This window comes from Conservatibacter flavescens (assembly GCF_002795425.1).
In the GTDB taxonomy this organism is placed as follows: Bacteria; Pseudomonadota; Gammaproteobacteria; order Enterobacterales; family Pasteurellaceae; genus Conservatibacter; species Conservatibacter flavescens.
Genome location: NZ_PHHA01000003.1, coordinates 1 through 15345 on the forward strand (window position 1 = coordinate 1; position 15345 = coordinate 15345).

The window sequence follows — 15345 nt, forward strand, 5'->3', positions numbered from 1 at the left end:
CTGGCTTATCGTAGAGTTTTTCAGCAATCAACATGGCTGTTCCCTCTCCTGCGATACCGGCCACTGCTCCCGCTAAGGCGTTATTGCCAGTGATTTGCGCTTCTATAGCGCTCAAAACCGCATGAGCCGCAAGATTGGCCGTTTTGTTTGTTGTGCCGTCAGCATTTTGGGTCGCTTTATGAATTTGTTGATTAATATATGGGCTAGCTAATGCCACCGCCGCTTGTTCAGGGCTTTTATTCGCTAAGCCTTGTAAAGCTGCAGTAACCGCCTTAATTGTTTGCCCTTGTGTGCTGCCTATGCCATAGCGTTGGTTGTAAGCCTCTTGCGCTTGTTCCGCTTTAACTTGAGCCGCGTTGAGTGTTGGGTCACTTTCCATTTTCTCTGCCGACCAATTTTCATCTTTCGCTTGTTGTTTGACTTTGCCAAGCTCAAGATTAGCCTGCTCAATGGCTTCCAGCTCTTTATGGGCCGCAATTTTCACTGCGCTATCCGAGATTTCACCAATCACTTTCGCCATTTCTTGCTGTTCACGAATAGCCTGTAAATCCTGTTGGCCCACTTTCTGATTGGCATTTTCCGTATCCCGTGAAAGTGCGGTCGGTATTTCGCCATTTTCCACATTGAGATTGATATTCGCCGATACCGCTGATTTTGTGGTACTGTGCTCACTTTCATTACGATTGCCCAATAAGCTCATGGCTGCACTCATCATCGCGTCCATGCCGCCACTGCTCACACTCACACTTTCGGTTTTAACTTCGCTGTGATTGTGAATATCCGTCGTGCTAAGCGTTTTGGTGTTGAACTGGTTATCTTCCGCTGCCGCTTTGCTTTCAATCACCGCGCCATTCAGTTGAGTATGTCCGTCTACATTGACGTTCATTCCCCCAGTACCCACGCGAATGCCTGATTGCTGATTAACTTGGGCGTAATCCATTTTCGCTTTACTATGACTGGCGTTCACACTGCCGCCACCGCCAGAACCATAGGTAATGGACACACTACCGCCTACGCTGGTTTGTTCCGAGTGATATTTCTCCGTATCTTGGCGACTTGTAATCTCTAAGCCTTTAATATCAGCCTCCCAGCGATTTGTGTTAACATTAGCCCCATCAAGGGTTAGTTTGCCTTGTTCGCTCTTCGTAATCAGTTTACCGGTATTCAGTTGGCTATTTTGCCAGGTCTCACTACTGGTGTTTTCTTTTCCTCTGCCAACCTGTGCTGCAGCCTCTATACCAATCCCCATACTATTACCGTTAAAGCCTACAAATACCCCCACACTCGCACTGTGGCTCTTATTGGTGGTACGGCTGTCGTAAGTGTCTTTTACGCCCAATATGTCAATCCCCGTTTTGCCGTCTGAATACTGATACGCATTTAGCTAATTAACACAATCAATCATACTATTTTCATACATAATTTTAAGTCTAGATTCTTTCGCAACAAGAAAACCTCGATTATGTTCTTTATTTTTTTCACAAAAAAGATAGAATTTATTTTTCTCTACATTTTGCAAATAAAACCCTAAACTTTCAATTTTCTTAAAAACCCTTTCCTCATTATAATCCATTGAGTTTTTAAAACTTATTTCTAGTATAAACCCATGAATAACTTGCCCACCATATTGTCTATACTCACCTTTCATAGAGATAATCTCCTTAGTTAATGCATCATAAACTTGTTTAGTATCCTCTTGTATAACCAAATCTCTTTTCGCTACACCACCAAAAAAAATATAGCTATAAATAAGCGTAATGTATATTACGGCAATAATTTTAAAATAGGATTTTTTCATTATTTATTTCCAAGAATGTTTCCTATTTTATAAGTTCGTTCCTGACCTATTCCTATCCCACTTCCTCCCATCCCTATTCCTATTTCAAGGGTATGAAATTTTTTATCGTTTTTATTATTAGTTATTGTCTGACTATATCCAATACAGCTTAATTTATAACAAGCATTGCCACCTATTGAATTTCCCTCAATTGTTCTAGTGATAGTATTACCGGTATTCCGCTCTCCTTTTACAGTTTTAAGATCAGATGGTTCTAAATTTGCAATCCACCCTAAATTAGCATTACTTGATAAACCTATTCGATTTGGAAGAACAACAGATGAAAACGACCAGCCTGTTACAACATCTCCATTTCTAAGATTAATTGCTGATTTCCCTCCTACTCCATAAATTTGTATGCCTAAAGAAATATAGTGTGGAGCATATTTATCAATAGCATCAACCGCATCTTCTTTTATTTCACCCACTACCTGCTCTTCTAAGCTTTTCTTTATATTATTTCCTTCACCTAATAGCTTCCATTGAATGACTTGTTCTTGGCTTTCCATTATTGGCTTGAGGAAATTATTCTCCACCGCGCTTTTCGCTGTATCTGCCCCCAATGCTGCATTGGCAAGAGTGGTAACTGTGCTGCTGGTGTCGCCGGTATGGGCGGTTGCAGCAGAGAGTATTCCCCCTGCGATACTGCTTAAGCCGACAATATGTTGTTTCTCTGCCTCCGTCAGTTCGCTGGCGGATTTGCCGTAAAGTTTTTCCGCTAAGATTGGGGCGAGAGCTTCTGCGCTGCCGCCGGCTACGGCGCCCGCTAGGGCGTTACCACCGCTTAAGTGGGTTTCAATAGCGCTCCATAAAGTGTGGGCTAAAATATTCGCCTCCGGGTTGCCCTCTGTGGCCTGTTTAATGGCGTTGTTAACCAGTGGGGAAGCGCCTTTGGCAGCGATGGACTCTACGCTTTGTCCTGCAAGAGCGCCTGTGAGGATAGCGGTGGCCATATCTAGGTTGCGTTTATATTCGCCACCGGTTTGCCATTTTTTCGCTTCTTCTGTATCGCCTTTTTCTGCCGCTTGTTTTGCCCGTTGGCTTGCATAGCTTTGGCTGGCGCTGGCGATTTTACCCACAGAATCACTGAGCTTGCTTTGTTCTGCCAATGTCTTGTGAATGTCTTTTGGCCCATTCAATTGTGGATTGGCTTTCGAGAGGTCTGTATTAATCCCTAAAGCGTTTGCACTGGTGTGGATAGGGGCGCTGTCTTTGTTTAGGGTGATATTACCCTCTGTTAGGGTCGCTTTGGTGACACTTTGGGCATGCTCTTGGCTAAGCAGCGGTAAGCCCGGTGAGGCGCCGGTAATGTCTTTGCCGGAGTAAGTGTCATTGCCGTAGGCCGCACTGCCGGAAGCAGACATCGCCTGCAGACGGCTTTGGTTGTGGATATCCTTAAAGGTCAGCTGGTTAGTGGCTAACTCGCTGTTATCCGGGTTGGTGCTACTAATTGTCCCACCTTCAAGGTGCACATTTTTCGCCTGAATATGATAGCCACCCTCTTCAGCAAATAACCCCGACTGATTGCCCACTTGTTCAAAATGGCTGCGGGCTTTGTTGCCACTTGCGCTCAGGCTTAGGTTCCAGGCGGTACCAAAACCAAACTCTACTTTTACTCCCGCATTCATACCAGAGCTGGATTGCTGTTGTTGGTCTTGTAAGCTTTTAATGGTGAGATTGCCACCAATATCTGTATCAATGCGTTTAGCCAGGGCAGTAACACCGGTCAAGTTAGTCTCCCCTTGACTGCGAAGGTTAAGCTGCTCTGTGTCTATTAGGCTATTTTGATAGGTAGTGCGGTTATCCTGTGAGCGACTATTGCCATAACCCGCTTTACCATACACCGACCAACCCGTTTGCGCCCCAGCGCTAAATGCCGTGCCCACTTCCTCGCCGACGGATTGACTGCGACCCGTTTGTGTAAACTGGTGTTCGCCGGCTGTGATATTGAGTTGGTTCGCCGAATCTAAGGTGACACGGCTACCTTGAATGCGATTGCCTTGTTCATCTCTTGAGGTTAATTCCGTATGCGCAAGGTTAATGTCCCCACTACGGCTTTGTAGGGTAATCGCTTTACTGTTTAAACTGTTACTTAAGCTTTGCGATTGGGCAAGGGTTTGGTCTGTTCGACTATGGTTGTACCCAATCCCAGATTCCGCACGGAATAATGTCGCCTCTCGTGTGCCGTTTAGGACACTATTGACCGCATTATTTAAGGTATAACCCTGTGCCGCTAAGCCAAGTAGATCGGCCGCTTTTAACCGGTCACTGGCCTCTTTGTCTTTCGCCGTGCGATAGGTGTTTTCCATTGTGTTGACCAAATCAATTATCGGACTGCTAACACGGGAGAAGTTGCCGATTTTTAAATCGCTGCCATGTTGTTTTTCCGTTTGCGTATTATGCGCTGTGGTCAGATTGATTTGCTCCGCGCTTATCTCAATCTTATTTTTCGCCAATAATTGACCGCTCTTTTGATTAAAATCTTGACCGGCATAGGCATGAATTTTTCCACCTAAGCTGGCTAAACGGCTTTGACTGTGGGTGACGGTTTCGCCGTCTTGGTTATTGATTTGGCGACTGTAACCCGAAAAACGCTCGGTTTCAGAAATCACCGCCTCACCACGACCGTAGTTGCGTAGGTTGTCTGATTGGCGCGTGCGTGTTTCTGCGGTGGTGATATTAATATCTTTGCCCGCATATACATCAATATCGCCTTCACTGACCAAATTGGTGCCTTTAAAGGTCACATTGCCTTGTTGACCAATCACCTGTGTTTTACCACCAATTGACAATACCGCGCCTTGTTCATGACGGGTTTCGCCCTCAGCCAAGTTTTTGTTATGGTAGCCACTCACTGATGTACTTGGCTCTTTCATGCCATTGATTTCCCCACCGGTAGCCCGTTTTTGTGCTGTTTGGTGTTGAGTATTGGTGGCCACATCAAAGGTCACATTATGCTTCGCCTGGAACAGGGCATCACCGCCTGCGGTTAATACGCCCCCTTGCATGGTAATATCCCCTTCGGTGGCAACTACACTTAAATTACCTCCCGCGCGTAATTCACTGCCAATGGCCGTTTCTTGATACCCCTCTTGATTTAAGCTCTGCCGTTTCGCGCGCAAATAAGGAGAGGCCCCGTTTAACGTGCGCTCAAGGGTTTTTCTAAAGACTTCCTCTCCAGTTACACTTTTTCCAACAAGGCTATTTGTCGCGCCCTCTTGTTCACGCTGTGAATACAAGCTCTTCGCCAATTGTACCGGGTTATAAACCATATTCGTGCCTACACCGGCTGAGCGTTGCTCGTGTTTATATTGGCTCTGCTGGCTTTCCGTTGCGGCTAAAATCGACACCTCCGCCCCTTGTATGTGGATATCCTTATCGGCCTCAGCCACCACTGACGATAAATTCACCTGATTTTTCGCCACAAGGGTTAAGTTACCTTGTTGAGCAATTAAATGGCTTTGGCTTAATTGAGTTTGCGCCCCAGTTTCCTGTTTTTTCTCCCGCGAAGTCCCAATCCCAATTTCCGCCACACCGCCTTTAAGGGAACCGCTTAAGCCGGATTTTTTGCGTTTTTCCCAATGGGTTTCGTTAAGTGTGTTGGTATCACTATCTAAGGTGAGGTTATTTTTCGCTTGAATAACAATATCCCCTTCTGTCGCCAACGCGCCTAAACCTCGCCCTTTAACATCATGCCCTGCTGAAACATGGATGCTGCTGCCCACTAAAGTGGTTCCCTGTTGAAACTCTCGTGACACACTATCAAAGGTTTCTTTTCTTGAACGACTTAATCCGCTACCGCTCTTATAACGGTGCGACTCCTCAAAATGCGTACTGTTTTTAGCACCGTCTAATACCACATCATTTTCCGCTAAGGCCACTAGACGTTTTTGCGCATCGAGCTTCGCTCCCTCGCTGTAAATATCTCGGCCTTGTAACACCACGTCGCCTTGACCTTTAATGCGTGCAGTGACGGCTTCGCTGACTTGTTCATGGCGATAATGGTTCCCGCCGCCAAGTTTTTCATCAAATCCCACTGAAAGTGCGGTTAAATTTAACTGATTTTTTGCGGTTAAGCGGGTTTGTCCTTGTCCCTCATTAAGAATATCTGCGCCTTGAATGTCTATATTGTTGGCGTTAATCTGTAATACACCGTCTTCGCCTTTCACATGTAACAAGCCTTTACGCCCAATAATGGTATCGGTGCGCTGATGGCCGGCAACGTTTGATTGGCTGGTATGGGTTGTGCTGCTGTGGGTAAAGTTCCCTGCAATATTCAGTAAAATCCCTTTATCCGCTTCTAGGCTACCGCCAATATTATCCATATTGCCTTTGATCTGTCCGATGATGGCATCTCCACTGATATTCCCCGTATTACGAATACTTTCGCTATCAAAACGGACTAATTCACGGCCTAAAATCGTGCCGCTATTCTCCACGTTGCCGCCTTGATGGGTGACTTGTTGACCGGAAAGTAGCGTGCCATTGCCCGTGACATCGTCTTTTTTCACCACCGCATAGACTTTAGGCACTAAGACTTGTGCAATTTCGCCATTTGGCAGGCGCACAGATTCATTTTCTAACCACACAATATCGCTGGTCAATTGCGCCACTTGGCTTGGTGATAAGCGGATACCGGGACGTAAATTAAATTGCTGTGCAAAGGTGACGCCCGCATCCATTAAGCGGCGATATTGCGCTTCAAATTCTTGATTGTGACCCAATCCATGACGGCCGGTTAGACGGTTAATTTGTTCACGCACAAGACGTTGCTCATAAAACCCGTCGCCCAACCGTTTTTGGCTTTGGTTTGGCTCATAGCGTAGAGCATTAAACATATAATCCGTGCTAAGCCAGCGTTTTTGCTGGGTAAAATCCGGATCGGTTTCCACTAATACACCGCTATTCGGCGCTGCATTAAGCCGATAGAGGACATTATTCGGTATCACTAAATTTGGCTGAATGCTGCGGACTTCCTGCTCTGCATTGAGTTCAATACGCGTTAACTGGCGCATGCTGTCCATTGGGGTAATGGTTTTTTCACCTGTCGAATCTAAGGCGTGGAAAGCCTCTAGTGCGCCGGTTAATGGGGTTGGGTTAACGGTTTGGCCGTTTTCTCCAGCGGATGTGGTTTGTTCAACCTCGCGCGCTTGATTCGCGATAGAGGTAAATGCCCCTGCGCCATAGGTATTCAATGCACCAAGCCCGAGCAGCCCTTGTGCGGAGAGGGCATCGGCTTGTGCATTCACATCACTTAATACTAGCGTATGCTGAACCTTGTTTTTCAGGCTGTCATCTGCGCGTTTATTATCACCATAGTTCACATTTTCTTCGACACGGAAGATATGCATATCAAACGGCGTTTCAATTTGGCGGACATACTCCCCGCTATTTTCCCATCGACGTTGGATATAGCGTCTAAATCCGCCGCGCCATTTACCAAAAGTAAAGACTTTACGGCCGCTATCTGTCACGCGGTGTAAACCTTCCTCGTCAATATTTTCAATGTCTTCTTTTAATGACAAGGTTTGCCCTGCGATCACCACACTGCGATCGTTGACAAAGGATTCGCTGTCAAAAGCCAGTTTACCGCCCGCGAGAATTTGGCCTGGCACGGTTTTTAATACCGTACTTTCATCAACACGGTGATGGTTGAAATGTAATTGCCAGAAACTTCGGTAATGTTTATCGGCAAGCGCGCCTAAGCGCTTTTTATTATGCTCCTCTATACCCTTATCCACCGCCTCAAGGCTCGTTTGATATTTACGCTCCCAGTTTTCTAGTGGTCTAATGTGTTTCACATAATAACTCCATTTCACCCAGCGAGCCTCAAACTCCGCCGGACTCATCTTCAAAATGGACGGTTTTTTCGGGGGAATGAACTCGTTATCTTCCGTAAACCACTCTTCTTGCACAAACCAAGGCTGTTCAACTAAGTCATCAAACGGGAAAGGCGGTTGAGGCTCTTGCGGTGGCTCCACACCAAAATGCGCCCAAATCGGGCTATCCATGCCATATTGACCGGCTGGAATATAGGCGCAACTTTCTTTGCCATTGGAGTACTCACAATGCATTTCGTCACGTATTGCCAATGGCGTGTCAGGTGTAATCACATCTCCCGGTTTTAATACCACAGGCTCCGCCCCATCTCCTTTATAGACAAGTTGGCCCGCGCGGCTCCAGCCCGCCCAACGCAATAGGCTCATTGGGATATAAGGATTATCAATATTGACTTCGCGATTATCCCCATTTAATGGATTAAGGTGATAATCTTCTAGTTTGTGTCGTTCATTACTCCCCATTGGCACAATATAGGTCTGGTTAAGCTTTTTTTCATCACGCTTGGTGATGTCCGTTGGGGCTTTGCCCGTTTGTACATGCTCAACATCAAAATGGATATTTTTATTATTTATGCGTGTGATATTGAGCGCAATACCGCCACTTTCCGTTTCAATAATACTGCTGTTATTATAGAGAGCATCCGCCTTGCCTTGCGCACGATGTTCACTATTTAAACGTCTCCCCAAGGTCATTTCGCCCACACTAAAGAGCATTGCGCCAGTTTGGTTATCCGATAAATAATGGTCGGTTTGGTTATAAATTTCACGTGCCGCCAAATCTAAGCGCCCACGAGAGGCTACCACGGCAGACAATATATTGTCTTTGTCATACGCTTTATCTCGGTTTTCGATAACATCGGCTTCAAGAGCGATATGATCACCATAGATTCGGCCTTTCCCCGTATTCAGTAACTTACCGCCCACTTGCAGCACGGTTTTGCCGTTTTCATCGGCGCTGACACTATTAATTAACCCTTCATTGGTTAAATCCTCTTTGGCGGTTAAGTGCGTATAAGCGCTGCTGATCCGGCCATTGACCTCGTTAGTAATATGTCGTCCGCTGAGATGAACCCGCTCATCCGCATAGAGCTGGTGTCGGTTAATGACATCACCTGCCGTTGAGATGGTGAGGCTGCGATCGGCATGAATGCCCGCGTTTGTCACAAAATCTTTTTGTTGGCGAATGTGAATATCTTGCCCTTCCAAATGGCCGTCTGTGCTGACATGATCTACCGTAATCGACAACCCACGCTCTGCCTGTAGGCGACCGTTTTGATTATTAATGCCTAAGGCTTTGCCTTCAATGGTAAGGGCGCCACCTGTGATATCGCCTAATTGATTCTCCAAGACTTGTGCGATATTCAAATGGCCTTGCGTGCGCACATGGATTTTGCCTTGTTGGTTATTAACACGTTGAGCCGATAGCGTCATCTCTGAGGCTAAAATCCCTTGTGTCATGGTTTCTGAGGCGGCGCGTGTTTGGGCATTATTTAAAGACTGAGTGTGTAAAATCAGTTTATTACCACTTTCAATAAACGAACCCGTTGCGGCTACTTTTTGGTTATCAATGGCGGTGTTAATCCGTAAATCTAATGTCTCTTGGGCTCGAATTTCACCGCCTCGGTTATCAAGATAATCCGCTTCAATAGCCATATCGCCTAAACCGTGAATCTTGCCGTTTTGTTGATTGTCTAAGCGCCCTGTGATGTGTAAGTTGCCTTGTGTTTCTGCATACAACGCCCCTTGTTGGTTTAACAAGCTTTGACTTGTGATACGCAACTTATCTTTGCCGATTACACGGCCTTGTTGGTTGTCCAGGTGTTGTGCTATCGCGACATCTAAGGAGCCTTGTTCGTTATAGACAGTCCCTTGTTGGTTATTTAAGCTTTGAGCCTTTAAGATCGCTTGTTGTTGGGCAGTGATATAGCCTTGCGCATTATTCAGCTGACCTACCGATGAAAGTGACAAACGTCCCTCTACCGCGCGAATTTGCCCCGTCATGGAGTTATCCACTGAACCTGCAACAATCTCAACACGGTTTTTGCCTTTCACTTGCCCTTGTTGATTATTCAGGGCCCCTTGCACCTGTATATCAAGCTCAGCGTTGCCTTGCACCAAGCCCGCTTGGTTATCCAACGATTGTGCGGTGATATGTGTAGTTTCGCCACTGATACGCCCTGAATTATTGCGGATATGTTGCTTAGCATCTAGGGTTTGATTACCGAATGAAGCCAATACTCCACGCGTATTGTCAATCGACTGGGTATGCAATGTTTGGTCTGCTTGACTTAAAAGATAGCCGGTTTGATTCAACAGTTGCTGTGTGGTTAGCGCCAATGTTCCCAAAGAAATAATACCTTGTTGCTCGCCTTGTGTATTTTGGTTATTTAGATTGCCTTGATGGGTATGGATAACCATGCCTACGCGACTTTGTATCAACCCTTGTTGGTTATCTAATTCACCACTTTGAATGCTAAGTCGATTGCCCGCACTGAGTTTGCCTTGTTGATTGACCACCTGTTGTTTTTGCGTGTCTATGGTCAAATCCCCTTGCTCTGCCACTAAAGCGCCGGCGGTATTATTCAGTTGTTGGCTACGAATGGTCCCTTGATTTTTCGCAATGATTTCACTTTGGGCATTATCCAGTTGTCCCCCCGCCTGAATATCAATTTCTTCACCGCTTAAGCGGCTATAATGTGTGGATAATACCTCGCCACTCGCACGCAAGATAAAACGTCCATCGGTTTGAATCGCGCCATTTTGTTGATAAAGATGGGCAATCTCCGCGTTAAGATGACGTGCGCTCATATCCCCTTTATCGTTATGTACCGTGCCGGCGGTTAAACGCAAATCGGTGCCACTGGCAATCACGCCTAATCGGTTATTTAGCGTGGCACTGCCAAGCTGAATATCAGCCTGTTGTGTGGCTTGAATATAGCCTTGTTCATTCGTTAATTCACCGGCGCGAATAGTCAAATGTCGTTGGCTTAATAATTTTCCCGCCTGGTTATTGAGGGTTTGGCGGTGGGTATTTAACGCCATACCGGTTTTGCCAACGACTTCACCAAATTGATTATTAAATGCCCCGCTGTCAATGGTCACGCCCTGTCCCGCGAGGATTTTGCCTTGTTGATTATCTAATCCATATAATTGCGTATCAATAGCAATATCGCCTTGCTTCGTCAGCAATAAACCTTGCTGGTTATTTAAGGCTTGGCTGATAAGGCGAATTTGTTTTGTGGCGGAGATTTCACTCTTGGCATTTACTAATTCATGGGTGACATTCACTGTGGCATTCTCAACGGAAATCAGGCTATTTTCTGTTGATTGTAACGTCCCGGCATTGAGAACAAGTTCGCCCGCACCGATTTTACCAGCGGCTTGTAATAAGCCATCTGTTGCGGTTAAGTCCACTCGATGAACACCTGAAATCAAGCCTTGACTATTTTCAATACGCTGTGTCTGCAGCGACAGATCGCCCCCACTTTGCAAAATGCCCGACTGGTTGAGTAAACGAGGGGTATTGACCGTTACCATGTCCGATTTCGCGACAATGGTGCCTTGTGTATTATCCACTTCTCCCGCACGGAGAGTTAAACGGCCATTAGCCAAAATCCCTTGATTTTTTCCTTGAGTTTGCTGGTTAATTAACCGTTGAGCATGGGTGTCAATATGAATAGTTTGCTGCCCATGTATCAATCCCGCGCGGTTATCTAATGCGCCTGTGTCTAATAAGACATCGCCTTTTGCGGTAATCTGACCTTGAGTATTATCAAGTTGTTGCTGTTGAGTATGAATATTCACATTGCCTGCAACACTATTCATTATCCCTAAACGGTTATTCAGGGCTTGGCTTTGAATGGTTAATTGCTCAAGAGTATTTAAGCGGCTTTGCTGATGGTCAAATTGTCCGCTCACCTGAAGATGAGCGCGATCAGCGGTAATTAAGCTTTGTTGTTCACTCTTTAAATACCCCGTTTTCAAATTCAGCTCACTGGCCCCTAATTGCCCTTGTGTTTGCGCAAAAGAATTGTGCGCGGCAATCTCGGCTGTTGTTTTAACGGAAATCAATCCACGATGATTGCTCACCTCATCGGCAATCAGCTTTAACCCTTGACCGGATTGGATTACCCCGTCTGTATTCCCCACCGATTTTGCAGAGAGGGTTAAGTGATCACCACTTGCCAAATACCCTTGTTGATTATCAAACTCGGCACTTTGTAAGCCAAGTTTGCCTAAGGCAATAATGCCTCTGTCTGATGATTGCGTGTCTTGGTTGATCAGCGCATGAGCGTGAGTATTAAGTGATATATCTTGTTCACTCAAGATCGCGCCTTGTGTATTCTCTAAGGTTCCACTATTGATGGATAACGTGGATTTTGCGTAGAGTTTTCCAGCTTGATTATTAAAGGTTTGTTGATGGGTATTGATATCCAATACACTCTCCACACTCCTCATATCACCTTGTTGATTCGCAATCTGTTGAGCCGAAAGATTTAATGCCTGTTTAGCCAATATTCGGCCTTGTTGATTGTGTACATCTGCAGCGTGAAGCGTTAATGTGCCTAACGCCACAATCCCTTTATTTTGTTCATTGGTCAAGGTTTGTTGATTAAATAGCGCCTGTCCTTGTGTGTGTAGTGTCACATTTTGGTTCGATTGAATCACACCATGATTATTGATTAATGCACCTGAGGTGATATTGAGGTCGTCTGCGGCTAATAGCGCGCCACCCGTTGAATCCACTTGCCCCTTGCCAGCATAGATGGAGAGCTTACCATTCGCAATTAAGCTTCCCTCACGGTTATTGACACCTTGCGACTTAATGGTGAAATCCCCTTGTGTTTTAAACTGTCCACCTTTATTTTCCAGTGTTCCTGCCACTTCAAGGGTAAACGGATCTTTCCCCGTTTGTTCCCAAACCGCATTTCGAGTATCAAGGGTGCGTTGCTCAGTGGTAATTTTTTTCCCTCTCAGATAACTCGCCTGAGTTTGTAACCATGTTGGCGTTGTCAGATTTAAATTATCTTCAACAATCATAACTGCGTGATTCGCCTGAATCTCACCTTGAGCTGCTTTAACATTCAACCCATAAGCAGAGGTTTGGCTATGGTTTAAATCGACTTCTGAGGCCGTAAGTTGCACCTTACCGGCGGCGAGATGCCGTCCTTGTAATGTGGCTTTCTCATCAGCTTGTATCGTAATATCCGCCCCTTGTGCAGATTGCGCAGATAAAGTACGGACTTCGCCTTGTGCAGTATCATTCACCGAAACGCCTGCAGCAAGTAAGGCGGTTTTATCCGCCTCAATGGACTTGGCGCGATAACGAATCGCGTTTTTTGCAACGGTTTCCCCTTTTTGACGAAGGGTGTTTTTGGTGTTGCCTTGTACTTCTCCCCCTCTCGCCACAATGGAGCCATCTTGTTGAATATCCCCTTGGCTATTCAGGCGAATATTCCCCTGACGGTTTTCAATTTTGCCCGTATTGCTCACCCCGTGCTGAGCGGTGATATTTACTTCTCCTTGTGCATTTAATGTCCCACTATTGACAACCCGACCTTGCGAATCAATCACCAGCGTTTCAGCAGAGGCCCCAATATGCCCCGCATTGCGCACACCTAATCCCTGCTCGGTACCTACCAAGTGAATTTTGCCGGCATACATGCCCCCTAATTCACTCACATCTAAAGCAAAGTGCGGTGTATTTTGGGGATTTTTTTCACTGGTTTTAATATGGTTAATTTGTAAATCTTGGTCTGTGCTTCCCCGTTTGATTTGATTTTGCCCGGTGACAACGTTTAACTTTTTCCCCGTCCAAATACCCGCATTAATTTCCGCTTCACGGGCTAAAATATCCGTATAATCCACCCGGCTATTGTCCATGCCTTTGCTGCTTACTTTTACTTTTCCTTTTTCTACGCGGTAGCTGTCAATATCGCCTTGATGGATTTGAGGTTTTCCGGTGGTAATCGTGGCTCGGTCTGCATTGATAATCCCACAGCCGTCACAATGTAACCCGTTAGGGTTGGCGATAATCACTTCGGCTTTTTTCCCCGCCACTTCCACATAACCTTTCATCACACTGGGGTTATTCGACGTGACTTCATTTAAAATCACTTTGGCTTCCCCTCTAGCTAAATAAGGGTTACCTTGCACCAGGCCGGCTTGTTGGGTTTGAGTGGCTTTGCGGCTGTTATTTAAAATAGCGCCTTTTTCGGCCACGTTGAAATCATGGTATTTATTATGGGAAAGGCCTTTGTCATTTGGGGTTTGAATATTGACTTGAGGAAGGCCATTTGCGGTTTGGAGAATAATGGGCTGTTGGGATTTCGGGGCATTGGGGTCAGCTTTAATAATGAGGGTTTCGGCCAATGCGCTGGAAGAAAATGCCACAAATCCTAAGGCACAATATAAACTAAAAATTAAGGGTTTTAACACCGCACTTTGGTGTCCCAATCCTCCCGTTGATTCGCTGTGTGCTTTACCCGCCGATTTAGCTAATTCGGAGGTGACGACAAGGCGTTGTAAGGTGCGACTAAAGATAACGCGGAAGATTTGGTTGTTCATAATTGGTATCCTAAAAAAATCAAAATATATACAAAACTAAATAAATCATTCAGATATTTATTCTTCAAACATCACTAATTCACGTACTAATGCTGTTGCATAACTGCCAGCAGGTAAATAAAAACCTAAGCGTAACCCTTCTGGCTCAAACTGCCATTGAAAATTCTGTGCCTGCATGAGTATTGGGCGACGCGCAGATTTTAAGCGTTCTTGTTGCATTAAATGTAGCAATTCTTGATGCTCTACTACAATAGATTGTTCAAAAAGTGCGGTCATTTTTTCCCAATTTTCGCCAATTAATGCGGCGGTGAGGAGAATATCTTGTTTGTTTAATCGCGCCTGTAATTCCGCTAAATTTTGCTGTTCATCCACCACAAACCAGCTATGGGAACCATTCAGTTGCACAATATCACCAAACAATACTTGATGGCCTAATGCTTGTTCAAGTCGCTGAGACACTATCAGGTTAAATACTTCACTTCTCGCCGCCGACAAATAAAAGCTACGTTTTTTACGATCTTTAACCTTAATTTCTCCTTTTGCCCAGCGCATAGCCTGGATTAGATTATGACCATCTCGTCCAAAACGTTGTTCGGTGAAGTAGTTAGGAAAACCCGATATTTTTAGTGTTTCCAAACGCTTTGTCATGGATTCTGTTTCGACTACATGACGTAACAAGATCTCGAAATGATTACCGTCTAAACTGCCTATGCGAATTTTACGATGGTGTCGCGTGACTTTTAAAATTTCTACGCCATCTAAATGAAATTGGGTAAAGTCAGGGGTATCTTGTCCTGGCATTTGTAAACAAAACCATTGTTCTGTGATTCCTTTGCGATCTTTTAAACCGGCATAACTCATATTGCGTGGTGACACATTAGCGAATTCAGCCAGTTTTTCCCCAACAAATAAGGTATTACAATCGGTTTTGCGTACATAAACCGCAACAAATTCACCGTCCCCCGATAAAGGGTAGCCCAGTTCTTCTTTGACAATAAAATCTCTATATTCTGACTTTAACAGCGCGGTCTGGTCTGGAGGTGTTTGGAGATAATTAAGTTGTTGCATCATTTTTATTTTACACATTAGCTGGGCGTTACC

At 45.3% G+C, this 15345-nt stretch carries 4 protein-coding genes; all 4 read right to left on the reverse strand.

Annotation, left to right across the window (positions count from 1 at the left end; all coding sequences use genetic code 11):
• Positions 1-1339, reverse strand: a 1339-nt coding sequence (locus CVP05_RS01990) for a hemagglutinin repeat-containing protein (protein WP_243389189.1), incomplete at its 3' end; no start/stop codon positions are given.
• A gap of 45 nt (positions 1340-1384) precedes the next feature.
• Positions 1385-1798, reverse strand: coding sequence for a hypothetical protein (locus CVP05_RS01995; protein ID WP_100287899.1), 414 nt, complete (start codon positions 1796-1798; stop codon positions 1385-1387).
• Entirely contained in the window at positions 1798-14244 is a 12447-nt protein-coding gene (locus tag CVP05_RS02000; protein ID WP_100287900.1) for a two-partner secretion domain-containing protein, read from the reverse strand. Before CVP05_RS02000 ends, CVP05_RS01995 begins: the two co-directional genes overlap by 1 nt.
• 57 nt (positions 14245-14301) lie before the next feature.
• On the reverse strand, positions 14302-15312 hold the full coding sequence (gene truD / locus CVP05_RS02005; protein WP_100288161.1) for a tRNA pseudouridine(13) synthase TruD: 1011 nt from the start codon (positions 15310-15312) through the stop codon (positions 14302-14304).
• Between the last annotated feature and the right edge of the window lie 33 nt (positions 15313-15345).